At 36.9% G+C, this 26,470-nt stretch carries 20 protein-coding genes; all 20 read right to left on the bottom strand.

Going from position 1 to position 26,470, the window contains the following annotated elements:
- Nucleotides 1–314: 314 nt before the first annotated feature.
- Complete coding sequence (locus O2Q26_RS04685; RefSeq protein WP_289214791.1) at nucleotides 315–2,186, bottom strand: UvrD-helicase domain-containing protein; 1,872 nt, start codon at nucleotides 2,184–2,186, stop codon at nucleotides 315–317.
- Complete coding sequence (locus O2Q26_RS04680) at nucleotides 2,183–4,468, bottom strand: AAA family ATPase (RefSeq protein ID WP_289214790.1); 2,286 nt, start codon at nucleotides 4,466–4,468, stop codon at nucleotides 2,183–2,185. Before O2Q26_RS04680 ends, O2Q26_RS04685 begins: the two co-directional genes overlap by 4 nt.
- A gap of 282 nt (nucleotides 4,469–4,750) precedes the next feature.
- Nucleotides 4,751–7,444: a DEAD/DEAH box helicase family protein gene (locus O2Q26_RS04675; protein WP_289214789.1), complete on the bottom strand. Its 2,694-nt coding sequence runs from the start codon at nucleotides 7,442–7,444 to the stop codon at nucleotides 4,751–4,753.
- A gap of 2 nt (nucleotides 7,445–7,446) precedes the next feature.
- Nucleotides 7,447–9,318 carry a site-specific DNA-methyltransferase gene (locus O2Q26_RS04670; RefSeq protein WP_289214788.1) on the bottom strand — a complete coding sequence of 624 codons (1,872 nt, stop codon included), beginning with the start codon at nucleotides 9,316–9,318 and terminating at the stop codon, nucleotides 7,447–7,449.
- A 988-nt stretch (nucleotides 9,319–10,306) separates the two neighbouring features.
- Nucleotides 10,307–11,251, bottom strand: a complete 945-nt coding sequence (locus tag O2Q26_RS04665) for a toprim domain-containing protein (RefSeq protein ID WP_289214787.1) — start codon at nucleotides 11,249–11,251, stop codon at nucleotides 10,307–10,309.
- 59 nt (nucleotides 11,252–11,310) lie between these two features.
- Nucleotides 11,311–12,798, bottom strand: a complete 1,488-nt coding sequence (locus O2Q26_RS04660; RefSeq protein WP_289214786.1) for an ImmA/IrrE family metallo-endopeptidase — start codon at nucleotides 12,796–12,798, stop codon at nucleotides 11,311–11,313.
- Nucleotides 12,785–13,066: a hypothetical protein gene (locus tag O2Q26_RS04655; protein WP_289214785.1), complete on the bottom strand. Its 282-nt coding sequence runs from the start codon at nucleotides 13,064–13,066 to the stop codon at nucleotides 12,785–12,787. The genes O2Q26_RS04660 and O2Q26_RS04655 overlap by 14 nt, the downstream gene beginning before the upstream one ends.
- A gap of 40 nt (nucleotides 13,067–13,106) precedes the next feature.
- Nucleotides 13,107–13,535 (bottom strand): hypothetical protein, encoded by a 429-nt coding sequence (locus tag O2Q26_RS04650; RefSeq protein ID WP_289214784.1) that lies wholly within the window; start codon nucleotides 13,533–13,535, stop codon nucleotides 13,107–13,109.
- Nucleotides 13,536–13,543: 8 nt separating this feature from the next.
- Nucleotides 13,544–14,707 carry a MobP2 family relaxase gene (gene mobP2 / locus O2Q26_RS04645; RefSeq protein WP_289214783.1) on the bottom strand — a complete coding sequence of 388 codons (1,164 nt, stop codon included), beginning with the start codon at nucleotides 14,705–14,707 and terminating at the stop codon, nucleotides 13,544–13,546.
- Nucleotides 14,704–14,961, bottom strand: coding sequence for a hypothetical protein (locus O2Q26_RS04640; protein ID WP_289214782.1), 258 nt, complete (start codon nucleotides 14,959–14,961; stop codon nucleotides 14,704–14,706). The genes mobP2 and O2Q26_RS04640 overlap by 4 nt, the downstream gene beginning before the upstream one ends.
- A 251-nt stretch (nucleotides 14,962–15,212) precedes the next feature.
- Nucleotides 15,213–16,076 carry a hypothetical protein gene (locus tag O2Q26_RS04635; RefSeq protein ID WP_289214781.1) on the bottom strand — a complete coding sequence of 288 codons (864 nt, stop codon included), beginning with the start codon at nucleotides 16,074–16,076 and terminating at the stop codon, nucleotides 15,213–15,215.
- Nucleotides 16,073–16,651: a hypothetical protein gene (locus O2Q26_RS04630; RefSeq protein ID WP_289214780.1), complete on the bottom strand. Its 579-nt coding sequence runs from the start codon at nucleotides 16,649–16,651 to the stop codon at nucleotides 16,073–16,075. Before O2Q26_RS04630 ends, O2Q26_RS04635 begins: the two co-directional genes overlap by 4 nt.
- A gap of 15 nt (nucleotides 16,652–16,666) precedes the next feature.
- Nucleotides 16,667–17,767, bottom strand: coding sequence for a lysozyme family protein (locus O2Q26_RS04625; protein WP_289214779.1), 1,101 nt, complete (start codon nucleotides 17,765–17,767; stop codon nucleotides 16,667–16,669).
- A 2-nt stretch (nucleotides 17,768–17,769) separates the two neighbouring features.
- On the bottom strand, nucleotides 17,770–19,692 hold the full coding sequence (locus O2Q26_RS04620) for a VirB4 family type IV secretion system protein (protein ID WP_289214778.1): 1,923 nt from the start codon (nucleotides 19,690–19,692) through the stop codon (nucleotides 17,770–17,772).
- A gap of 3 nt (nucleotides 19,693–19,695) precedes the next feature.
- Nucleotides 19,696–20,355: a TraC-like domain-containing protein gene (locus O2Q26_RS04615; protein ID WP_289214777.1), complete on the bottom strand. Its 660-nt coding sequence runs from the start codon at nucleotides 20,353–20,355 to the stop codon at nucleotides 19,696–19,698.
- Nucleotides 20,352–20,588, bottom strand: coding sequence for a hypothetical protein (locus tag O2Q26_RS04610; RefSeq protein ID WP_289214776.1), 237 nt, complete (start codon nucleotides 20,586–20,588; stop codon nucleotides 20,352–20,354). Before O2Q26_RS04610 ends, O2Q26_RS04615 begins: the two co-directional genes overlap by 4 nt.
- Nucleotides 20,572–20,895 carry a DUF5592 family protein gene (locus O2Q26_RS04605; protein WP_289214775.1) on the bottom strand — a complete coding sequence of 108 codons (324 nt, stop codon included), beginning with the start codon at nucleotides 20,893–20,895 and terminating at the stop codon, nucleotides 20,572–20,574. The genes O2Q26_RS04610 and O2Q26_RS04605 overlap by 17 nt, the downstream gene beginning before the upstream one ends.
- A 26-nt stretch (nucleotides 20,896–20,921) precedes the next feature.
- Nucleotides 20,922–22,823 (bottom strand): pLS20_p028 family conjugation system transmembrane protein, encoded by a 1,902-nt coding sequence (locus O2Q26_RS04600; RefSeq protein WP_289214774.1) that lies wholly within the window; start codon nucleotides 22,821–22,823, stop codon nucleotides 20,922–20,924.
- Nucleotides 22,824–22,859: 36 nt separating this feature from the next.
- Nucleotides 22,860–25,349 carry a VirD4-like conjugal transfer protein, CD1115 family gene (locus O2Q26_RS04595; protein WP_352232209.1) on the bottom strand — a complete coding sequence of 830 codons (2,490 nt, stop codon included), beginning with the start codon at nucleotides 25,347–25,349 and terminating at the stop codon, nucleotides 22,860–22,862.
- 13 nt (nucleotides 25,350–25,362) lie between these two features.
- The gene (locus O2Q26_RS04590) at nucleotides 25,363–26,382 is read right to left on the bottom strand and encodes a hypothetical protein (protein ID WP_289214772.1); all 1,020 of its coding nucleotides are present in this window, start codon (nucleotides 26,380–26,382) and stop codon (nucleotides 25,363–25,365) included.
- Between the last annotated feature and the right edge of the window lie 88 nt (nucleotides 26,383–26,470).

The following is a 26,470-nucleotide window of genomic DNA, read 5'->3' as shown; positions in this document are numbered from 1 at the left end:
TATGATTTCATACCTGACGTTTACAGAGAATGCTCTGACTCCCTCCTCATTCAGCAGGTGGGAGTATTTATAATACACTATATCTCAAAAATTAGCCCTTTAATATCTGGAAAAATGCCGCCCATGGTTTCCTCAAATATAATAGCATTAAATAGCGTTTAATTTCCTTAACAAGGCAACTGTTATTAGTCTTTAATCCATTTCTTTAATAATAAGGAGATATTCTCAAATGAGTAGTAGTATGTCAATGAGTATGTCATTTCCTAGTCAATCACACTTACCAATATATATATATAAAATTTGCACCAAGGTTTTTAGCTCATAATAATAATCTCATCCTCATCTAACCAATTTTCTTCCAATAAATGAGTTTTGATTAATTCTGATTTGTTTGAATATGCAACTATGGCCAAGCTTTCTTGCGCACGACTACAGGTTACATAGAACAATCTTCTTGTTCTCTCGACAGAGGAGTCCTTTCCCTCTGCTTCATTTCTTAAGTCTGTAGCAGTCTTTTTCTTGGCACCAAAAAGCTTTTCATAACTAAACATAAATCCTCGCGATTCCTCGTCATCAATTACTACCATAATACGAGGATATTCAAGTCCCTTGACGCCTTGATGTGTTTCAAATTTTGCATCTCCTTTTATATATGTGTCATAAGCCTCTATTTGACTAAATGGGATCTTAATAAAATCTTTCCAAGCATCTAGTTCATCACTAAAATTATCTTTACCATCAGGTTGACTAATCTCTTCTTCAATTAGTAGCTTGAACTTCTCCGGGATAGTGAATAAACCTGAATTATAAATTGATTGAATAACCTCTTCAATCATAGGTTCTTTATCGTTTGTCCAAAGAGAGAGAAGGTCTTGAACACCTTGTTTAGCTAACTTGAGATTTTCAACTTGATTTTCTTTGTTATTAAAATGTTTTCTATCTAACAATGGAGAGTACTTGTTCACTATCTTAGTAACAGTGTAATCATCCTGTAGTATGTTTGATCGAATAATAGGTAGAATTCTTTTTGTAAAAAGAGATAACTCCGGTAAATTTCCATCTAATACTCCGTTCTGTAAACCCTTTACGCTATAGAGAGTTTGAAATAAATCTGAAAATCCTAGTCTGTTTGCTGCCATATGATGTTCTAGTATTAAAGTTTTATAATCAGAAGCATCACAACTCCACGATCCATCTTTTGTAAGCTCTGACATTATTCTTGCAACTTCTTCTTCCATTAACTCCTTGTTACTATCACTGGGACATAAGAACATTCGTACAATCCCTTTATTATTATATTCTCCTGGAACTTGATCTTGATTATCTACTGGCTCTCGAATTTTATTAATTAACTTAATTATTCTAGTTGGACAACGGTGATTTATTTCTTTTACGGGTGTAATCCAATCATCAGGAAGATTCGAACCTAAATCATGCTTTCCGTCACTATAAATACGTTGCATTGTATCACCGAATAATCCCAAAGAAAAACTTTCTTTATGTTTTTCTTGCATTTCAAATAAAGCCTCTATTAGATATTTACTAGTATCTTGGCTTTCATCAATAAGAAGAACTGGGTATTTATTCTTTAAAATCTTCTGCATTAAAGCATTTTCCATCAAAAATTGTTGACCAATTTTTATTACATCAGAATGGTTTATTGAGTTAAACCTTTGATTATCCCCATCAGGGCTGTAAATAAATTGATTTGTATTGGTAACATGCTCTAGACGTCTTTCTTTACTACTAATCTCTGCTTTAAGCTTTTCTGGATCTCTTGTTCTACCCTTTTGCAATTTATCACTTAGTTCTTGAAGGTTATTACTTAACGAATTAATCAACCACTTTTTTATATCTATTTGAAATGGCTTAATAATGCCCCAGATAAAACTATGAATAGTTGAGACATAAAATAAAGGATCATATTGGAGTCTTCTTTCAATCTCATCACGCGCGGCGTTAGTGTATGTAATTACAGCCACTTTACGCCCTTGTATTCTAAATGAATTCCCATAATGGAATTTGAATTGATCCAGCACTTGAACTAAAGACCTTGTTTTTCCGGATCCAGCCCCTGCAAATAAGAAAAAACTTTTTAGATTATCAGGGTCAAGGCAACTCATTATTTGATTGTTAACAGAAGCTTCATATTCCTGTATATTCAATTCATTATATGGCCTTTTCATTTTATTACCTCATATTCTTTCTCACTAATAGATAAATGCTCATTTCTCAAAGAGACTTTTTCTTCTAACCATTTCAGCCCTTCAGTGATATAACTAGGCGTTTTAATTCTTTCAAAGTCGTCTGAATAGATTATATCTAATGCAAACTCTGCTTTCTTAGGAGTTTCTCTTAAAGAATTGAAAAATTTTTCACTTAATAGCTTATTGTCTGTTTTACCATTTAAAGAATCAATTGACTCTTTAAATTTCCTTAATAAACCTATACCTTCATTGTTTTGAAAAAAATTTATATTTTCAAATGCTAAAGCATCTTCAAAGGTTGTTGCTAAAGCTTCCTGACCAGAACACTCCATAGGTGTTTGATAAGCCACCCTGATAAATTGACCATTGTTTTCAAGCACTTTTTTGTCACTATCTAAGTTTAAAAGATCATCAATTTTAGTAAGTTTAGGCAGCCAATTTTTCAAGGTATAATTATCTGTCAAGTAACCCTTGTTTCTTTCGGGGAAAATTGCTTTCTTACTATTCGATTTTATACAATCTAGATCAGTAATAATCAAGCAATGGATACCTAATTTTTCTATTAAGGACTGCAATCTGTGAGCATGACTTCCCCCGATTTCTAAAATTGATATATAACTTTCATACAACTGATTAGAATCATTTTCTATAAATTGAGGTACTAGCATTCTTTCTGCTGGCCCTTCTACAAGAATAACAGCGTCAGCAAAGAATAAGTCACAATGAACTGACTTAATATAACGTGTGACAAACCTGTTAGTAGCTTCGTTTCTTCCAAAAACCTCTGATAAATTTTCTACTGTTGAGATAGGTATTGAAGATTTGTGACTTATCTGCTTTTTAAAATATCGTAATGAAGAAAACTCAGTTTCATGAGCAATATGACTAGAGTGAGTACTAACAACCATTTGAGTAGTGAAATTTCTAGATGTACCTAAATCTTTATGCGATCTTAAAACCTCATAAGCTTTTCTAATGAACACTTGTTGAACTTGCGCATGTAAATGTGCTTCAGGTTCTTCTATAAAAACTAAATGTAAAGGTGGGGTAATATAATCTTCTTTACTACTACTTTGTTCCTTTGCTACTTTACCTACCTGCATCCAATCATCCCTGAAACTCATAAGCTTGAATACCATGGATATTAAGTTTTGATACCCTAATCCATTGTGACTTTCAGGCAGCCTCATTGGTATATTACTATCCGCATTAGATGAACTTAGCAAATCATATTGAACAGCAGATTTATGATCTAAATTATTCATTGGTTTAACCTGGGTAGATATAGTAATTTTAGGATTTGAGAAGCCAGGGTAACCTAAGGTTTCTAATTCCTGTATAGCATCTTTAAAATCTTCTTTCAGCTTTAAATCAAAAACTCTTTGAGCATTATGAATTGCCTCTAGAGCCCCAATGTCAGAGGCATCTGGTAACTTTTCAGGATTTAAATGAGTATTATAGTATGTCCTTAATTGTGAAGATAAAGATTTTCCTCCACTAGCATAATTATTGTCATCGTCTAAATAAGGGCTTTTATTATCTGGATCCGTAAACCCTCTTTGAGCAGATATGTAGTCAATACGTATTAATCCAGTTAAAGGGTTACCATCAGTTGGTTCAATTTCCGATCCTAATATTTGAGGAGTTGTATGTTCAGTAGACAATTTATTAGAATCAAGTGTATAGGATCTAATTACAAAATACTTAAGTAAATTCTCTTCCAAAAAACTTCGCATATTCTGTGGTGATAGCTCGAATAGATCTGCATCAGGGCCCGTATTTTCTCTATTTTGAACAGCCTCTTTAGCTGCCATTCTCGCAGAAGTATAACCTTTAAATAATGATTTTAAGTCTTTAGGTTCAAATCTTATCCGTACTCCTACATAACCACTATCCCAATCTAGTGATGGTATTAGATGTGTTACATGGTGCAATTCGTTTTCTTCAACTCTTAGCCACAAATCTAATGATGGTAAAAATTCCTCCCAATCATCAATACTTAACGTTGCTCCTGATTTATCTTCCACCCCTTCCTCCCATTTGTCCCCTATTTTGTTTATTTCTATCCAATTAGAAAGAGTGAAATCAGTAGTTGAAAAACTCCTTTGAAGGCCTTTTATTAAAAACTTTTTCAATGCATCCATTGCAGTAGTTTTCCCGCTATTGTTAGCTCCCACTAAAACAGTTTTCTCATCTGCAAACTCAATTCGACAAGACTTAAGTTTTCTGAAATTCTGTATATCTACGTATCTTATTTGCAAAGTTCTCCCTCTTTCTTTAATTAGAAAATTATAGATTCTTAATACAAAATTCGATAAACATAAAAAATATCCTCTGATAACACACTAATTTATACAAAAAATAGCTTGAACCCAAATTGGTTCAAGCTTAATTTATGGTGGAAGGTTCTTTACGGTATGAGTAGGAAATTAAATAAGATATCAATATTAATACAGAAAATCTAGTCAATATTCAGTCGGAAGATGTTTAGAGAAATATGTCATGATATAAAAAGTTTGTCATATAAAATTCTCTTTGCGTTGTTAAAAACTCAATCCTTTAAACTCTTTCCCAAGAGCAATTTTTCCGATTTCCCTAATTGTTCCTCTACCATCATTCATTGTATAAAATTTGACTCCTTTAATTTTCACTTCCTCTGTTTCATCTTCAAAAATTATCTCGGCTTCATGTTCATTAATATAAGTTAATAAATCTTCTTTCCATTGTTCCCCCTCAATATTACGTCCCTTTGGTTCTATAAATATTTGAATGAAATAATCTTTATTTTTCAGGTATAAAATAAAATCTGGCTGAAAGCCTGCTAAGTTGACTTCGTCATGCCCGCCACCAAATTGATGAAGTTTCAATTTATTATTTTTTGCCGATTCACGGTGCATGCTTTCATCCATCCGAATTAAATAGACACTTGAATATTCCTCATGTAATTCACTCACACGTTCAGCAATACGATCAATTAATTGTTTTTCTGTTAGATTGATAATTGCTGAATCATACACGAAGTAGTCTTCTTTGATCTCATAACGGTCGACTTTTTGCGGCTTATTTTCCACATATCTTGAAGTATCATAATTCGGTACTCGTTTGCGATAATTTGAAATATAATCTTTAATGGGGTATCCAATAAATTTACCGGTCCCACGTTGTTTACTATATCCGGCTCTAATTTGTTTGGCCACATCCATAAAATAACGCTCAAGTATGTTTAATTTTTCATTAGCTGTAAGCACACTACTTTCCATTGTTCGTGGAATCGTAACATAAATCGTTCTATTGTAAATATTCAACCAATTTTCACCTAGAAATTCTTTTCTTGTATTTAAAAGTGGAATATATTTTTTTAGGTGGTCAAAATGATAGAATGACAACCGATCCATCACTTTTCTTAAGTATCGCTGATCATATGGAATAGGTACATTATAAGCGTTTGAATAATCTTCCTGTACTTTATCATCTCTATAGCCAACTTCTTTTAATGTAGAAATGTATGGAATAACAACGTCTCTCTTCGTGTCTATGCCATACTTATCCAATGAATCGTAATAATCATCACTTACTTCAACCGTTTCATTATAATAGATCTTCCCATATTTCCATACGTCCGTTCGTTTAAATGAGTTTTTAACTTTAACTTCGATTGGAGGGTTTCTTTTATCTTCTCCAGTTGGTAAATTCATCTCATCTAGTGCACTTAATAAATTTTTCAAGTATTGCGGTTCATTAATCGTGTGGTAATGAATTGTTTCTAAAATTAAGCTATCCTTTCCATCATCATCAAATCGCCTTGTGTAAGAATTCTTTCTATTAAGTGAAAATGGATAATATCTCGCACCTCGCCCAATAAGTTGTGCTTCTGACATTGTTGTTGCTTTCGTTCCTTTCACCTTTGAATCATCACTCAAACGAACAATATCAAATAAATTTAAGACGTCCCAACCTTCTGTCAATTTGGCAACTGCGAAAATAACTCTGTAAAGGTTCTTCGGACTTTCTAAACTGTTTAATGCTTCATAATGCCCTTTTTCTAACAATCCTGATTGGTTTGTATCATTTGCGTTTATAATACGTCTGTTTGCAAATTCACGCTTCATGTCACGAATGATCTCTGATAACCTATCTTCATTCGAACGATAATATTCATGTGCAATTCTCAATGTTTCACTGTCATTTTCTGAGGTGATTTGTGATTGCCTATTTAAAAAATATTTGAACGACTCTAATGTTAAACCATCTATTAATTCAATGAACTTGTCGTGCGCTTCATTTGATGCATCAATTCGCTGTGATTTAAACATAATAACAGGCTTTATATATGTATTATGTTCTTCTAGTGCGTATCTTCGTCTATATTCACTTAATAGAATGACGTTCATCATATTATCTACATCTGTGTTACTAGACTGAATTCGTTTTACATTTTTCGAGTATTTATCTTGAATAAAACGGTCAAGTGTATAACGATATAACACTTTATCTTTATATTTATCGTAAATTTTTTTATTTTCAAGATCGATCGTTGCGGTGAATTCAAGTAATCGATTATCGTTCCTCGCATTTAATATTGTAGCAATTGCTTTTTCCCATGATTGTTCTGACTCTTTCTCTTTCTTTGTAGATGAAGAGTAGTGATGGGCTTCGTCACCTAAAACGGCTGTTTTGTGTCTCGCATAATCTTCTTCACCCATTGCATTTTCTTTTTGGGTATAAATATCTGAAGCAATACTTTGAACTGTTGCAAGTTTTATATAAATGGTATTCCTACTTTGTGTTTTGGGAAAGGAGGAAACACGTTTAATCTCAACCCGCTCTCCTTCAATCTCAATTTCAGGAGTGTATAAGTATTTATCAGATGCTTCATTCGTTAAGTTATCTATTGTCTTGTTTATCACACCCGTTGTGTTTACTAGAAACAGAAAGTTTTGATAGGCATGCTCTTGATATAAATACAGAATCAGCCCTGCCATTAAGTCAGTTTTTCCACTACCAGTTGCCATATTGAATAATACATGGTTAACATTACGAAAGCTGAACTCTCTCGAAGCCTGGGAATAATGGAAGAAACGTAATGCAGCATCTTGATAGTAACGAAAAGTATGCACCATATTTTGTTTAATGTAATCAGGTGTTTCCCATGCGCCCTCCTCATTAAATAAACTTTCATTCAATTCTTTTATTTCATTATATAAAGGTAGTGGTAATTGTTGATTGTTTTTAGCCATGATTATTCACTGCCTTCGTCATAAAAGTTTTTATTAAATGTATAATCGTTATCAGAAATTAAATCACGAACATTATTATCGTTAATTTCAGAGTAATTGTAGTACAGTTGATTTTTATCAATGATTTTAATTAATGTTCTTTTCTTATCATCTAGGGACAATTCGTATAATGTCTCTTTTAGCTTTTCCAAGTCTACTCGGAAATCAATTTCAGCCTCTTCCAACATGAAATCAAATATTCTTTGTAGTGCATTATGATCTTCTGAATCTCTAATCATTTGTAAGAATCCACGATTCTTTTCCATTAACTCTGCATACACAAAACTTCCGCCACCTTGCCAATTAACACCTTGGGAAATACCACCTTGTTCGCCAACTATTACTTTTTGTATTCGGGGTATTGAAACGGTGTTAATATAATCCATTTGTTCAACTCCAATATACCGGCGATTCATTTTATGTGCGACTGCTTGGGTAGTCCCTGAACCCATAAAGAAATCGAGTACTAGTTCATTTTTATTAGAACCTAATTGAAGAATTTGCTGAATTAACTTTTCGGGTTTGGGAGTTGCAAAAGGTGATTTTCCAAATAATTGTTTTAATTCTTGGTTTGCTTCACGAGTTGTACCACAATTTGACCAAATATTTTCAGGTGTTCTTCCAGATTGATTTTTAAGATAAATTTTACGAATTATTCCAGTATTATTTGGCTTGAAAATAATTTCTCCACTTTTAATCTTTTCTTCAATTGATTCTTTTGACCATCTCCAACCGTTTTCCGGAGGGCTGATTCTTGTGCCATCAGGGGCTACAATATCAAACTTCAATGTTTCACGTAGATTAGGACTCCTTACATCTCCTGCTCTCCAAAGTCCATTAGGATCATTATCTGGATTTTTATAATTTTTGTTATCCTCTTCAGTACGAGGAGTTTCAAAATCTTCCAAAGATTCTTTGTCCTTAGCGAAAACCAATAAATGGTTATAATGTCTTGAGAAAAATCTTTCATCATTCTTACTTTGTTTTGTATGATTCCATATGATGTCTGCTATGAAATTTTCTTCACCAAAAACTTTATCTAAAAGAACATTCAAATAATGACTTTCATTACTATCGATATTAATCCAAATACTTCCTTCATATGATAATAAATCTCGTGCAATCTCCAACCTGTTTTTCATGAAAGTTAACCATGCAGAACGATTAAAACTATCATTATATTTAAACCCATCATTTCCAGTATTGTATGGAGGATCAATATAAATCAACTTTATTTCACCCGCAAATTTTTCTTTCAGTGTATGTAATGCAAGTAAGTTATTTCCTTTAAGTATTAAGTTATCTTCCTCACTAAAATTATCTACATCGGAACCGCCATTTTCATCAAACTTCTTCGCATTCACTAATATTTTTTTATCAAGTAATACGTCTATTTCTTCTTTGGCAATCAGTTCATTTAAAAATGGTTCATCTGGACGTAAATCATCCTTATCTGTATCCTCTTTACTCATACTTGCTTTTAGTACAGTATCTTTATATGGAAAATCTAATACGACATCCCCTATCTCATCAATAAACTTTCCACCTGCTGTTAAACCAATTTTCTTAGAATACTTTGTGTAAGAGTCTTGCCAATATTCATCTGCTTCAAATAATTCAATTAGTTTATTCGTTTGCATAACAACATTGCCAGCAATATCAATCGTAAAATTATTTTTAATTGTTTCATTAGAAATAAACGCTTCTAATAAGTCTTCGTTGTAACTATCTAAATCTTGAATCACTTTGTTCTTATTTAGATTACCTTCGATAAAGTACTTTTCACCAAACTGTTGTAAAACATATCTAATTACTTCATTTATCTTTGTTTTCACGTTGTACCACTTCCTTAGGGTGATTTTATTTCATTTATCGTTAATAATTAAGTTCTATCTGTTTTTAGAATATCCGAAGTGTTCTTTTTCATTTCGTAATTACTGTAATCATTTTATCATAGGAAAATAAGCAAGTGATTAGTATCACCATCCAGCATGGGAAAGTGTAACAGTGATAACTCGGTTCTTAGTATTTAATCACATAACAAAAACACTTCATATCCCACCCCAGCACTTATTAGAGTGAGACGCTACCTTTGATCCACCTTTCAGGATACATTGTTTAGTGAATAAAACCTTTTCTAAATATTCTTTATCAAACTTAACATCATTCCTCTCGTAGAAGAAGGTATTTGGTGGTTTATATCTAATACTTACTTATATAAATTCACGCTAAAAAAGGGGGGAGAAAATGAGTATGAACGTGATTCAATCAACAAATTGCAAAAATATGAAGCCTATGTGTTCTGCTTCAAACTCAATGAGTGAAGACTGTTTAAAGTTTAGAGAAGAACAGGGGCCAGACAGGATAAAGAAATTAACCAATACCAAAAAGTCGGAATCAGAATGTTGGTTTCCGCATAAAGCAGAACGATCTTGTTTTTTTGCATATTGATATCCGAAGAGAAGCCAGTAAGAGCTTACAATTCAAAAAGCTCACCAATTAAGGTGAGCTGATTGACTGTAATTCCAAATGAGTTTGGTCATTCCTATAAACCTTCTCCAACACTTATTGCACATCTCCACTAGGATAGCTTAGCATTTATTCATTATGGAAAAAATAAGCAAGATCAATATCGGTCGGTGAAGCAGATCAGCTTCAAAGCTCTCCTGACAACTTTGTATTTAGCGGTCCTTAAAGTGCTATGTTTACACAGATTGGAAATGCTACCCTCCCACTTGGTGGTCATACCCCAATATTATACTAAAGGGAGGACAGGTCTTGTAATCAATTAAATAAATTCAAGAAAACTTCTACGGTAATTTTTCATTGTCTTTCTAATTTCCTACTGGAAGCAAAGTTGAATTCATTAATATTTCCTTCGTTATTAGAAACTATAGTTTTCAACTCTCTATTCCAATCTTTTTTTTCAGTTAATTCAGTGGTAGTAAAACCTTTAGGCATTAATTTACTATATTTGTTTACAAACTCCCGTCCAGCCTTATCATTATCCGTACAAAAAGTTATTTGCTTCACCTTATGACCTTCCTTCCCCATCCGTTTGATTTCATCAATCATAGTCTGCCTCTTAAGCCCAGACATGGAAACTAACCGAGTGTTCTGCAACTTCTCTTTCTTAATACTCCAATAAGACAGCGCATCAATTGGACTTTCAAACAGATAAATGGAATTCGGATTACCAATATCAATCGAAAATCCAGCCGAACCATGGCTGTTCCTATCAATCCCTTTAAACATTCGCCCGTCTTTCATTGGAGAGGTTCCTTGGCGATCTGCTCCTACAATCTCTCCCTGCTGATTCCACTTAAAAACCACATTCCCGCGCCTGTCCTGAGCAATTAAGTCTTTACTTTCTAGCCAGTTAACAATCTTAGGGTGAATCTTCCGCTCATTCGTAAGATAACCTTTAGCCTTTGTCCTATCGTTCACTTCATACTGGGAAGGATATTGATAAGGCTCCTTTGGCTTTTGGAAGTTGTCTTTCACTTTATAACCTTGTTCATTCAGATCGAGGACAGCTTCCGGAAAACTCATGCCATAAAACATTTTGGCAAAGTTAATGACTCCAGCTCCTTTTTCGTCTCTGGAGTTCCAGGCATACATCTGGTCTTTAATCACTAAGCTGTCGTGCACTTGATGTCGATAATATCTTCCCTCTTTCTTCAATGGCTCCCCTTTACGCTCCAGATAGTCTATGAGATCCACATTACGAGCAACCTCCACTTGGTCCGCGCTTACATGTTTGGCCATGCAGCACTTCCTCCTCTCTAAAATTAGATATAAAAAAAGACAGGGAGAAAACTCCCTGCCTAGCGTTCAACCTCTACTTTTTCTTTTTGCTTTTCCTTCTGCTGAAAAGCCTCATTGTTACCCTTTCTATTCTTCATTTCTAAAGTGGTGCTTTCTTTCTCTTCATGGAACTCTCGGTCCAACTTACTTTCGATTTGAGATAGTCTCTGTTCACCACGATCGCTCAATGGTAGTTCTTTTAATTCTTGAAGAGATTCTTTCTTAAGCTGGTACACATCTTCCTTACTGTGAGTCTCTTGAAAAGCACACATCTGATTTAAACGTTCTTGCCGGTCAATGTTTTCTTCTTTATCCAATTCTTTTCCGACGGTTGGTTCAATAAAGTTCATAAGTTCTTTTTTATATGCATCTTTGAAGTCTTGATGAGAATATTCCTCTTCAGCCTTTTCCTCCTTAACAAATGGCCCGCTATCCTTCTCAGCCTTACTCACTTGGCTTCTGTACATTTCCCGCAGTCTTTCTGAAGGTAATATCTCTCTTTCTTGTTTCTCCACTTCAATTTCATGTTTTTGTTCTTTAACATTCATATTTTTAGCCCCTTCCTTTTCTTGGCCCATCGATTTTTCAATGGTTGTAATAAATTCTTTAGCTGTTGACTGAACCTCTTGTAATAGGCTTTCATGGTCTTTAAATTCATGGTCCTTAGTCCAGTGATGCAGATAATCTAATGAGTAGTCACTGGTATCAATGTTGAAATATGAAGCAACGGTATAAGCTGTCATTTCCGCTTGAAATTCTTTCTCTGGTTTGGTGTAGTCATTCATGTTGTCTTTCGTATGAAGCTTGGCATGAGTCAGTTCATGTAACAGAGTCTTTGTATCCTGACGTTCCGAATTACGCGGATTAAGAGCTACTTCTCCTAGCCCGGTATAACTGACTCCTTTGGCTGCCCCTAACTCTTCATAAGGCTCTACAATTCGAATGTTATTTTGCTCTGCAATAGCCTCCATTCCTTGTCGAAGCTGACTATAGTTCTCAACCTCCCCATCAATCCATTTGTTAGGAAAAATTTGAGGCAGATCTCTTTGAGTGGCTGTGGTCTGGGAAACATCAAACACACTTCCTGTAGAATAAACAAGACGGCCATCTCGTTTATCGAGTTGACCGTCTTTGACTCGTTGCTTTTCTTTTTTCGTTGCATATTTCAAAGGTTTCCATTCGCCCTCTTCATCTTGAAACTGCTGGCCTAATCGGTTAGGTACAAGAACCTTTAGACTTTTCTCTCCTTTGTTTACAGGGAACCCTTTGTCTTTCCAAAAGGCATAAGAACCTACAGCTTCAGCACCTGGAAATTGTGAATCAATGAGTGCTGTATTACGTGGAGAATATCGATGGAACTTCCCCATAAAGTCTAGATACTCTTTCATTTGTTCAGGAGAATGAAAATGATTATTTATACTTTCTTCCATTCCCTTTGTCAGTCGATTGATCTCCTCTTTGACCTTTCCCGGTGACTTCTGTTTATGGGATCGCTTAGTCTTCGCCATGACCCTCAGCTCCCTCACTGATGTTCATGAGTTCTTCCATTTCTTCCTCATCGTAATTGGGTTTTGTGTTTAATATCAGTTCCTTAGTTTTCATATGAAAGGGAATGAGTAAGTTCTCTTGATTCACTAAATGCTGTTCCAGATCCTCCATTTCTTCATCATTCAATTTTAAGATGTATTCCTCACTTCCCACGTCCATCACGAGCTCATTATTTTCACTTAATCGCTTAAATACACCCACCTCATAATTGCTATTAAACAAAAGCATTCCTTCCACTCCTTTGATTTATAATTCCTTATTCATACCATTAGCTTGATGCTGGTTGTGTCTCTTTCACGCTTATTCTCTTCTGACGCTGATGACTGATTTTTTCTTCTACCGCTTGTTTCGCGTCCTTCATCGCTTGACTCTCAAAGATCGGTGTCGTCACACAGCTTTCTAAGTTTTGATCCATCGCAAAACCGTTCATTAACTCAAGAAGGACTTGCGTATTTTTATCGCTTCGATTGGCTGCTAACCTCAACCGTTTCATCTCTTCAGAAAATATGTCTTGAAAACGTTCAGCCATCAAACTCATGAGATATTCTTGAGAATGGTCTGTTGCCTTCTGCGTTTCCCACTCTTCAATCATTCGATCTAAGGCTTCACCAGGATAACGAATATGATGCTGTTCCTGATACTCTTTAATTAACGCTATCGTTTCTTCATGAAGCGTGACATTTTTCCGCCTTCCCATATATATCCCTACCCTTCTCTTTCGATTTCTCGTTCTAACTTCTGATGATCCATGTCATTGATAAACTGATTATACGTTTGTCCCATCGAACGTTGAATACTTCTCAATGAACGTTGCAATTGAATTCCTGATGGCATGGACTTATAAGAAGAATTTGTGTGTGTCGTTTGTCTAGGATATTGCTGGTGATCGTACCGTTTCATTTCTTGTAAGAACGCATTGCCCATTCGTTTATAGAGATCATCCAACTTATTTTGTTTGTAATGTTGATAGCGCTTCTTATCCTTCGGTCCATCCCCATAGGCTTGCTTCAATTCATTTACTTCCTTGTCCAATTTTTCATGCAGCAGCTTCATACCTTTGCCATGATACTTATCTAAATACCTTGTCGTTAATTCATCAACCTTTGGTCGAAGAGGGTTCAGCGTTTGATAGCCATAGTGCCACTGTCGCTTATCCTTAGGCAAGTGGTTATAAACGTCGAGGAATAAAGGTTTCATTTCTTTATTGCTCCATTTCATGCTGCTATTTTCTTTCTTTTCATTCACCATATGGTCACGGATCAACGAGTTAATTTGATTTCGTTCATGTGTTCGGTCTAACAATCCATTGACCACTTCACTTTTCATCGCATCTAGCGTTTTCGGCTTTCGCTTTCCACGTTCACGAGTCGGGTTGGGTTCGACTGTAGCCACATGAATATGAATGTTATTGGTGTTATAGTGAATAGCCGCCGACCAAACAGCACTCTTTTGTAATCCCTCTTTTTTCATCATGGCCAGCATGGATTTCCGCGTCACTTGCTTCAAAGCGTCTTCATCTAAGGTGTGTGTCTTTGAATCATAAACACCTCGTTTTTGAAGCCAATCATTATCAAATGTAATGACATCTTGCCACATGATACTGTTTTTCTTTTGCGCCTGTTCAAACAATGATTTAATACCCTGTTTCTCTTCCACTGATAAACGATCCGATTGCTGAGTAAACAAAGCAGATGTTTTATCCGGATCCTCCATATAATGATTATATAAACTAAACATGGATCGATGAGCTTCTCCCTTTCCTTTGGCTTCTTCACGGTCCACGTATTGCACATAATCTTGGAATCCTTTTTTATTCGCGGTCACGAATTTTGTTTTTAAAACCACTCCAGGTGTTACGGTTTCATTCATGCTTCTTCACCTGGTTCTTCAATCTGCAATAGATCGTTCATTTCTCGAATCGCTGTATAACAATGAACCATCGTTTGAATGTTTCGATCGACTAATTGCTGGAGTCTTTGTTCACGATTGTTCTCTTCTCGAAAGACAGCCAACTGATGCAACTGAGCATGTAAAAACTCTTGCCGACTTAATCCTTTTTCCTCCGCAAGTTCGTCAATTCGTTGAACCGTTTTCGGATCCATATAACGAATTCTTACTTCCATTACCATCACTCCTTTTGATGAAGTTCCTAAGACTAGTGAATAAAGAGAAGAGCATAAGGGGTTTTTGTTCCCACTTGGCGTGTGAATCCCGGCAGAGCCGGGCAAAACGAGGGAACAAGAAAATCTCCAGATGTGCGGTCGCTGTGCGGCTAAAACAGGAACAATCATTCGTGTATTCACCTTGATGTGTGGTCCCTGCACAGGAGATGTGTGGTCCGTGTGTTGACCTTTTTCACAACCTAAACCCCTTTTCAGTTCGAAATCATCTCCCGTTTCTCTTCCAACATCTCAACTTTTTCAACGATGGTTTGGATAGTTAGTTCATGTTCAGCTGCCTCTTGATTGATTTGATCTTTTTCATTTTCTAAGTGGTTAATCCTAGCCTCTGTTTGTTTTTTCTCTTCCTCCGTTTCGTAAAGAAGCTCTGATTCTAATTCAACGATTTTTTGATCAATTTCTTTGATTCGTTCATTGATTGTTTGAATACTTTCCTTCTTTTCTTTCATTGTTTCTTTCGCCTCTTTGATCTCTTCAGATACAGCAGCTACTTTATATTCCTGCTCCATTAAAATGTTTAATTGTTTGTCCATTTTCACTTTCCGTTGATCTGTATAAATACGTGCCAGTTCTTTCTTTTCCTCACCTCCTTTCAAGGAATTTTGATCAGTTTTTTCAGTAATTAGCATAGTGGTTTCTTCCTTGTTAACATCTAAGGCCATGACATCAAATGAAGGACTTACCTGTTGGATACTAATGACATATCTGCTTTCATCGTTGTACTCTACTTGCGTTGGAAGATCGCGTTTAGGATGCTCTTTTTCCTGAGCAGTAAAGCTCAACGATTCATCTAATAGAGCTGTTGATTTATTGATATTTATGGTGACAATCATCAGCTTTTTCGTTGGATTATAAACCCATTCCTTTATGGTAAGTTCGCCTGATCCTTGTAAGTTCATAGGTTCATTGACAGGCGTTTGTTGAACTTTACTCTGCTCTTCATCACCAAATATAAAACCAGAAAACAAGAAAAAAAGAAGCGCCATAGCCATGACGCTTAATCCAATAAGATATTTTTTTGAGGTTCCTTCTGTGATGTGTTTCGTTTGTTTCTTCATGAATAGCCCTCCTCTTCGACGTCTTGAAAATCTGTTATCATCCAGTGCCCTTCTTCTCTATGAGCATTTATTCTGAGAAACACAGGAGTCACCTGTTTTTGATCACTCTGTAAAGAATAGAGTGTGTGTTTAAACTTAACTAATAAGCTAGCTTGATTGTTTGTGAGATTACCTGTTTTGATGAATATTTCTACTTCATCCACCTCCGTTTTCCTGTCTCCTTTATAGGTCTCTGTAGGAAAGAAGGTTGAAGCTAAATCGTTGCTCATCACCTTGTGAGCTTCTTTTTTCCTTTCTTGATAGGTCTCTTTATCCTGTTGAAAAGCCACCTCTATAAACGTAGAAACCTGCTTCACTAAAGCGTCATATCTCACTTGAATGTCAGCAGGTTCCTGTTTTTGTACCGTCATCTCTAATTCAGTTTTTTCTTCCATAATCTTTTCGTTTTTCACTTCCAACTCGTGCAAGTCTTCCTGCAGATCTTCATTCGATACCGTGCGTGTAGCATATATATTAACCGATGTGAGAACGATTAACAGAACGAGAAACAGGCCAAAAAGAACACGTCTATTCATCCTTGTTCTCCTTTCTTAAAGACCAAGATATGGAGCAGGATCTACGTCAGAACGGTATTGGTTTTTGGTCCTAACTTCGAAGTGTAGATGGGGACCTGTAGAGTTTCCTGTCGAACCACACTTGCCTACTTTTGTTCCTTTTTGAATCATCTCCCCGTTTTGTACACTTATCGTGTACAAATGAGCATAGTGACTATAAAGTCCCTCTTCATGTTTTACAAGTACGTTATTTCCATAGCCAGAGTTTTTTCTTACCACATCAACCACTTGACCGTTATCTACGCTTTGAATAGGCGTTACGGCGTTCGTACAAGCAAAATCAATACCTCTATGCATATCCGGTGTTCCATCAAAAGGATCTGAGCGCATTCCGTAATCAGATGTTTGTGTGAGTGCTCCCTCAGCGGGCATAACCCAATCTCCCGTTGGTTGTAAATCTGCTTCAATCACTCCGCCTTTAAGATAACTTAAAACGGCCTCAACATAACCAATATCCCCATAACAAGCTCCTGTTTCTGCCGACTCCGGTCTAATGCAGGAATACATGCCTGTATGCTTCAATTCCTGGTACTTCATTCTTGAAAATTCGATGGCTAACTCTTTGCTATATTCTCCATTGTTGTGTTCATTTGCGTAATCAATGAACCCTCCACCGAAGTTATAAGCTTGGAGTGTTAGCTTAATATCTCCTCCTGCTTTATCCAGCATTTCAGAGAAGTATCGAATACCAACATTAATACTTCTCTCAGGATCCTCTATCGTGTTTGGAGGTAGACCAAGAGATTCACTGGCTTGCATCACATCATCAAGACGTCCACCAGATTCCTGCATCGTTTTGGCGAGGAGAAGCTCCACATACTTGGACACCCCATACTTTTCGGCATATTCTTCAAACAGAGGGCGGTACTCTTCTAATGCAGCTGAAACTTGCGCTGTTCCATTTACTACATCAATGGACCTCACATCCTCACTGGAGGAAGACTTTTGATAACCGATCAGCCCTGTAATGACGGAAGCATATAAGAGCATTTGTAGAAGGAAAAGAGCTACCAAACTACCAATCAACCAAAGCCATACTTTCCGTGGGACTAACCCAAGGAGAAGGGACCAAGGCATCCTTATGCACCTCCTCCAAACAAGGCTAACTCTTCGTCCGATACCTCCACCTTGAAGCGAATGTTTTCAACAGCACGGATGCTTAACATCGTCTCCCCTGTTTGAAGGTAAGGAATATCTTTTAATTCACTTTGGCTTAATTGCCCCATGAATATTTGCTGCATCATCTCTAAGTTGTTACTATCCTGCTGCATAATAATCTTGTATTGTGTCAGTTCAAAAAGCTTCTTGATCTCCTCTACCATACTTTGATCCGATCCCTCAGGGACAAAATCGCGAATCGTGTGGCTGGCATAGAGGAGAGCACCAAAATATTTTCTTGCCTCGCGACTAAACTTTGTAAGGAAATCCAGAGCACTCTCGCTTTTCTTTTTTGTATTTATAATGTGATGAGCTTCATCCATCAAGATGAGATATCGTACGGCATCTTCAAAAGCTAGTTCTCCTCGATTATAAGCGTCAAACTGAGGAGAACCATTTGTTAGCATGGAGTCCCATAAGAGATTGAGTACATTAAACAATTGTGCCTGGAAAACCTCAGCCCTCATTTGAGATAGGCCCCTCAGTGTAAAAGTGACAACCTGTTGCTCATCAAAGTGTTCGATGGTTGATACGCCATTGAAGAGATGCGAGTATGTCTCTACAAGGTTACGAATGTTTAATTCGATGCTTTCCAAGCGTCGTTTCCTTTCCTGACTCAACTTCTCCCTTTGCTTCCCTTCTTTGATATTTTCATAGAGTTGTTCTTCAACAAAGGCAAGAAAATCGGTAAAGATCGGGTACTCATGGACAGTAAGTTCAGTTATGTTTGAATCTGTATCGTCCTTCCATAAGCCAAGCTTTTCATAGAGCTTTCTTAATAAATTTTCATATTCTTTCAATTCACTATCATTCGCTTCAGGGGCTAAGAATTTATAGAACGTCGTCAACTTGGATAAATGCTGAGTAAAGGACGTATATTCGTCCTCTGCCGTTCGATACACCTGCAAAGGGTTGATGACCCCATCTGACCCGTCTAACGCGATTTGTTTTCCGCCTAAAGCTTCTGTTAACTCCACAAATTCTCCTGTGACATCAAACGTTCGAACTTTATATCCTTTAATCGCGTTATCCAGCATAATTTTCTTAAGCGTTGTGGACTTTCCTGCTCCCATCGCTCCCACCATGACTCCGTTATAACTCTTACGCTGCTGATCTCTATGGAAAAGATCAAAGACCACATTTCCTCCCGTGAGTGTCGTGCCATAAAACGTACCATAAGGATCGTTTAAGCTAGTAAAATGAAAAGGAAAGCCACCTGCTAACCCTAAAGCGGGTATCGGATGACCTTCCCTCTTGTTTCGATAAGTGGATTGTTCCGTATAATTTGTGAGTAGTGATTTCCATTCAAATTCCTGTTCGTTTAAGAAGATAGATCCTCGAAAGTTTTCGTCCTGTAACGTCGATAAGACCACTTTCACTTTGTCTTCCAGCTCTTCTCTTGTTTGGGCACTTACATAATGCCTAAGATGAACACGTTTTATGATTTCTCCTTCTTCAGAAACCTGATTATATAGCTGCCGCAAATCATCGTAGTTATTTTGGGCTTCAATAATGCCTGCATTATCTTTTTCATTAATCATTCTGGAACTCTGTTCAGCCATCCCTTTGTTCAAACCATCTCGGACTTTGTAACGATCGTCAGAGACAATATCCATCGTAGTAATGACATTCTCCATATTGAAAATAGGCTCTAACCAAAAGTCCGAAACATTTTTTGGGAAGGAATAGACATGGACACAAACTTCATAACCGTCTCCTTTTCGGGTAAAGGTTTCGTGAAACTTAATTCCTCCTTGTGGTTGGATATGGGCCAGTAAGAAAGGGTTATATCCTTTTTCTTGGGTTTCTTCGGCATCACTTTTCTTTTTTAGAAATGAGAACATTCCTTATCCCCTCTTTTCTAGTTTAGAATTTTGATTGTATAGCTTATAGAGTAAATCAAGCTTCTTTTCATCGGTTAACTCAATGACCGGAGCGACTCGACCAAGATAACGCCGACAATTGTTTCTATACTCAGCAAGCTGTTTAAGACTAGTCCCGTAGATATATAAATAAAACTCTCTGTTCGTCCGGTAGGTCTCTAAAAAATGCAGCTCCTCTCTTTTTCTAATTAAAAAGCGCTCATAAAGAGGCGCTTTGTTTTGAGCAATCTTGTAATTAATCGCATCCAGTTGTTTTTTCATATTAACCGGAAAATTCATAGACACGATCTTGATATCAGGCGCATACGATTGAAAGAACTTGGCCATCTTCATGATGTCGTATTCAGTTTCTTGGGTAGATGGCGAATATATGTCTTTACTATGAAGTTGCATCACGTCCATATAGCCCCCATCTCCTTTTAATTGAAAGGATCCTTCCTCGGTCATGTCCTGAATGGGAAGAATCTCAGCTATGGATGGTATGGCCACCTCTCTCTTTTCCTTTTTAGCTTTTGACCTTTGCTGCTTCTTGTTTTTCTCAGTAGTTTTTCGTTCATCAAAAAGAGCCATTTCTTCGGAACTCTCTTCTTTGAAGAAAGGGTGGTCTTTTTTTATCTTCTTCATTTAAAGTCCTCCCTCATATCATCCTTATGGTTATCAGGCTTTGTTTCCTTTCCTGATACTTCTTGAATCAGGTCAAACAGTACGCCGACCGTTTCTTGCTCCCATCCAGACAACCACCGAATCTTCCGTGCTTCTATTTTTGTTAAGTCTCGTCCAAGCTGTTCTTCAAGAAGTATCTTTAACTGTTGGAAGGCATATTCTTCGTCATTAAACTCTTCATATTTGATCCCCATTCCTACCATCCTCCCTCTCTTTTTTATCGATGGCACAATAAGCAATTCGGTCCCTTGTGACAGCTAAGAACAGGGCTTTAGCCATACGCAGTTTTGGGTTCGTTTTGGGTCGGATCAACCAAGCAACCATCAATAAGACCCAAAAGATCGCATAGTACCAAACGAATGAAGAATGAACGACATACCGGAATGTGAAACCTATGCCGCCCAAGATGAGGACCACAAGTAAGTCTGTAAGATAAAATAAACGGTTGATCTTCAACTCACTTCCAATTTCGGATGGAATCTTGTATTGCAATAAAAACACTCCTTCATAACAAAACGCGGACCAAGTTATGAATCAGGCCCGCGTTTCTTAATTTTATTTATCCAGTTCTCCGTAGTGTTTCGTGATAAGTTATACGTCCGTTTTGCACTCTGAATCTTAGGATTATAATTGAATCGCTCACCCATGCGATCTTTCATATAATTCCCTATCGTTCGTTGCTCTGTTCTATTTTGATTTGGCATAGGGATATCATCTGTACTTTCTGGAGCTTTTACATCTGATGTTTCTGTTTTGTTGCTTGCTGCTATTTGGTCTGTCCCCTCCTTAGGTACATTATCGTTCGCATATAAACGGTCGCTGCCTTTTCCACTACTACCTATATTTCCTTGTCTTGTTTCTTTCATAGGTTTATTAGATAAAGGTTGCTCATAGCTGTGGTTCGAAGATGGGACGTCCAATCCTCCTGGGGAACCTTCTTTTAGAGAGGCCATAGAAGACCCCTTATCCGAAGAAGGTTGTGATTGCCCCTGATTTTCATGGGTAGAAGGACTATTTATTTCCTCGGATCTTTTGGTTTCCTTTCCTTCAAAAGAACCTTTTTGGCTCTTCTGATTGGATGTCATTGGACTTGGCTCTTTCTTTTGCGAGTTTCCTTGACTTCTATTTCCTTCTTTAGAAGAGAAACTAGATGAAGGACCACTTTTTCCATTTGTCTGCGCTTTTCCTTCACCTTTGCGCCCATAGATACCAGCGACTGCTCCTGCTGTTCCAGCGCCTGTATTCATTAAGGCTGATGCACCACCACTTGTAATAGCTCCTGCAGCTTTCTTCACGGGAGGTCCGAGTGTTTTAGAAGCTAGGTAACCACCCATCGCAACATGCCAGGCGTTTTTCAATCCAGCATCAATGCCAAAGAGCTTTTGTACGATATTAGGACCATCAATGACGGCCAAACTTCCTGCAATCAAATACCCAAGTCCTTCAAGATTATTATTTATAAAGGTTGTGTAATACATATACACACGTAAGCTTAGGAAAATCATGATAAGCGAAGCAAAAATGCTCCCAATATTTTTAATGATCGCTTTCAATCGCTGGCCCGTGGATATATCCGAATACGCCATGATTAGCGCCACGATATGATTAAAGCCAAGCTCAAAACAGAGCTTGGCTACTTTAATCGATATTAATATCATGGTAAAAGCCATAACGGAAAGGGTTACGATGGCAGTAAACCAATCCACATGCCACCTGTAATAATTTTCTGGAAGGAAATCAAACAGACCACTTTTTCCTAACTCAACAAGCCCTTCTTCGCCATTTGATTCCAATCCTACTTTGTTCATTACAATCTTTTGGCCTTTATTTGACAGGCTATCGCCATTAGATTTTTCAAAACTATCGTCAATAGTTTCATTAACAGATATTTTATCAATTGAGTCTGGGCTTATATGATGCTGTTCTTCTACATCTGGATCTGTCCAGTCTGTTTCTTCATAAATGACTATGTCTGTAATATGGTCTTCCATTACTCGATCAGAGGTGGTAAAAGAATCTGTTTGTACTTTCGCTACGTCCATGGCATCTCCAGTAAAGTCATTCACTTTCCCCATTCCAAAAGACAACAGAGTAATCGTCATGATGGATATAAATAGGTTCATTGGAATATCAGATCGATTCTTTTCTTTATTAAAGATTAATCGAAAGCCGATCATTCCCAATGAGATGGCCAGCATAATATAGAGAACAGGTTGGATGGTTTCGAGAAAGTTAGTCACGGGATCGCTCGAAAAGAAGTCCGTTAAGGTTAAGATCTGATCAACCATTCCTTCCAAACCATCAACAATCATTTTCAAGAATAATATCGTTCCCCACCCTACGATCCTTAACCCAGATGTGAAGATATTATTCGTTGATAAGACTTCGGAAAACCTTAACAATATCTCTAACAGCTCTTCATCGGACACTCCATCACCACCTTTAATATTTTATTTTTCCATTTTTCATCCCTGCTCCACTGGTGTTTCCTGTTCTTCAATTAACTTATCTATTTGTTTGCGAATGTGACTATACACTTGTCGGTTAATTTCTTGGTGATCGCCTAAAAGCTTTAAGTTATAAAGAAAAGCTTCCATAGGTTCATCATTCATTTCCTCCTCACTGTGTTCTAAATGAGGAGCAATTTGTTGGTGGATCAGGGAGAATGTGCTTTTATCAAAGAACTCACCGACTTTTTCCTTCCTCCACCATTCCATAGGTTGTTCTGAATCACTGAATGGTCCATTTTGTGAGTGATTTTCCATATCCTCTACAGCCTCGTCTGTCTGTGCTTTATTAGAATAGCCAGTTTGAAAATCAATAACTAAGTCCGCTGGATGAACATGGCGGTGTGGGGTAGAAATCTCTTCTTCCGTAATTGATCTACCTGGACGGAATTCTGAACTAAGATACGTGTGAGCATATTTCATACTGTATTTTCCTGTATTATAAATAGGAAAGGCACGAATCTTTCTTCCTTTCTTATCACGACGTAATAGCACACGTCGCACTACCGTATCTCCTTCCTCCAATTCCTGCAGTTCATTGGCCGTTAGAAGGTCTCTTCCTTCCGTACTTTCCGTTTTCGACTTATCCAGGGAAAAGGTAGATCCAGAACGTGTTTGAGTATTTAACGTTTGCTTTCCTAACTTGGAAGAAAAATAGGAAGCAGAATCATAGTCCGCACTCAATATATAAATTTCATTTCCGCAGTTACCTCGGATTGTGGCTTGCCCATCTTCTCCATACAAATCTTTTAATTGAGCATAGGATTGAACAACTAAGTGAAAGCGAATGTTTCTTCCCAAACATACCGTAATTTTATTTTCCATATCTGCTATCGCAGGCATATTACCGAACTCATCTAACATGAAGACCACTTCTCGTAAGCACTTTTGTCCTTTGGCAATGGCTGCATTTTTTGATAATACATAATACAATTGGCTAACGAAAATAGACGGTATAGCATGAGTAGACGTATCATAATCCGGTGTAACCATAAACACAGCAATTGGCTTATTGGAGTAAATAATTTCTTTTACTTCAATAGTGCCTCTAGCAAAAATATAAGAGAAGGAAACCTTGCCCGTTTCCTCATCTACTTTGTCAATCCGAATTGTCATATTATCCTTTTGAACTTCTTTATCCTTTGAATTTCCAGGAACAGAATCTTGAGAAATTACTAAATGATCTCCAGCTTCTAATGAGGTATTAAAGTTAATGGTCCATGTCCCACTCTCTCCAGATTGATTGATTTCAGTGGTTCCATCCGGGAATGAAACTATTACTTTGGAAAAAGGGCGACCTCGCCCCTTAATACTTTGACCGAAGCCCACTCTTTTTAAATCCAAAGAGTTTTTTGCTGTCATTTTAGCTGTTTCACTCATTGTGAATTTCGTCAATCCATTCATCGCTGTCGTAAAAATGCTTGATCGAGTATTCCCTTTGGAAAAATTACTCGTTGCATATTGACCTTTCGCTACATGGGATTGGGGTAGTTCTTGGAAGAATTGATCCAATGCATTGTACTCTTGGCCATCTTCATCCATTTCATTTCTAGTCCCTAACTCTGAGAGCATGTTGGCGACCGTGTACATCGTAATTTTCTCTTCCATCCCTTCGGTTATGCTTTTCTCTGTAACCGCAAGGATCATAGCATTCACAAGTGATTTAGCTGAATCATCCCACATAGGTTCTTTAGCATTCGGATTGTGGTAAAGCATATGAGTAATGGTTTCGCAAAGAGTTTGAGCTGTAGAATAATCCCCATCCTTATAAGATTGTTTAACCAACTCTAGCAAATTGAAGCTCATGCTTTGCATGGGATTCATTAAGTTTAAGACCTCAACCTCATAACCTCTTCTCTCCAGCGTCTCCCGGCTAGAAGCAAATAACTCGCCTTTAGGATCATTGATGACTAAAGAGGGCTGATATTCAGCACGAGAGTAGGCATCTATGGTTGGAATAACATAGGTTTGGCCCTTACCACTCCTTGTCGTACCAATAATTAGATTATTGACAGGTGACGGATCAATAAAAGCTTTGTCCCCTTTTCTAGATAACACAGGGCCTCCTTTACCTTTATATGGTTGTTTTCGATCAGGAATGGCCCTGTACTGTTGTTGAATTTCTTTTCTCGTTGCAAATCTCTGGGAACCTTTTTCGTCCGTGCCTACGGGTTTAAAGTTACTTCTAAGTTTGTAAATCATGTTGGCTATACCGACTAAGCCGATTAAGGCCGCTATTCCATAGTAGAGAGGTTGTTCTTGCATATGAAAATCTGTCAAAAATGAAGCTTTAATTTCTATTGGTTTACTGAATTCTGGGAAAGTCTTTAATGTTGACCACATGGCATATCCCAAATTCCATACGAAAGTACTGACCAGCATCGTGGATATAAAAAAACAGATGCTTAGGAGAATAAGCACCTGTTTTTTAGCAATGACTGATTTCAAATGGATCACCCTCTTATATATTGTTCTTTTGGCCCTCCAGCTCATCTTGTTGTTCCTTAAGCGAATCGATTCTAGATTGATTTTGATCTTCCGACTTTTTCTCTGTTTCTATTTGGCTGTTTATCTTCGTCAACTGTTCCTCAATTTCTTGATACTCATTAATCTTTTTATTCAGTTCATCATTTTTCGCTTCACTGGCCATCTTTTTTGCATCTTCCAATTGACCAAGCCTCAAATAAGCGATCCCCTTTTGTTTATACAGTTCAGGAGACATCGCCATATCTTGAATATCCACCGCATGTTTGTATTCCCCATTATGAAAGGCTATTTTAAATTCACCCAAAGGACTTGGATAAGCTTCTTGAAAGGAAATCAATTCTTCCAGACCATGAACTTTCATGACTTGCTTAGCCAGTGAAGAAGAGTTTTCCTTGCCTACATATTGCAAAGCTTGATCATACTTTTTAAGTTCCACCAGAAAATGAAGCAATGTTTTGCGCTCCGATTCCGTTAAGGTTCCCATTCCTTGTAACTGATCAACAGCTTTTTTCTGCTGACCTGTCCAATAACCTTCATAAGCCGTTTTTACATTCTCCGTTTTTTCCAGCTCTTGTGTTGTGGCTCTTAGATCTTTGCTTTGATTGCTTAGAAGTATAAATAGAGTGATGGATGTAACTATGGCTACCACTAATGTGGTACTGATCATACTCACAAAAAATTTGCCACGCTTACCAAGTTGCTTCCAACTCGATTTTTGTACTTCCTTTTCTTTCAATACTCCTGTCATATCAATTTGATAAGATGCTGGTGTATTAGAAGTTAATTGTTGAAGAAAGACATCCCTTTTTGTTTCTTCATTTTTATTTTGCATGGGTAACTCTAAAAGCTTTTGACAAACATGGTCATAAATATTTGATGTTCCTTCTGCTCCCATTTCATATGAGCCGTTGTACAGCTTGTCTCCTTCTTCATTAAATATCATGAAATCTAGCAGAATTGGCTTGGCATTTTTCTTCTTTAATTTAGCATCCAATTCTGCTGTTAGAACGACAATTTCCTGGAAGGAATAAGGGTGAAAGCTCGAAATTTCACCATCCATTTTTGATGTGAATAATACCCTC

The sequence above is a fragment of the Halobacillus campisalis genome (genome assembly GCF_030345335.1).
In the GTDB taxonomy this organism is placed as follows: domain Bacteria; phylum Bacillota; class Bacilli; order Bacillales; family Halobacillaceae; genus Halobacillus_A; species Halobacillus_A campisalis.
Note: the sequence above shows the minus strand (reverse complement) of the source record. Positions and strands in the feature narration are given on the sequence as shown.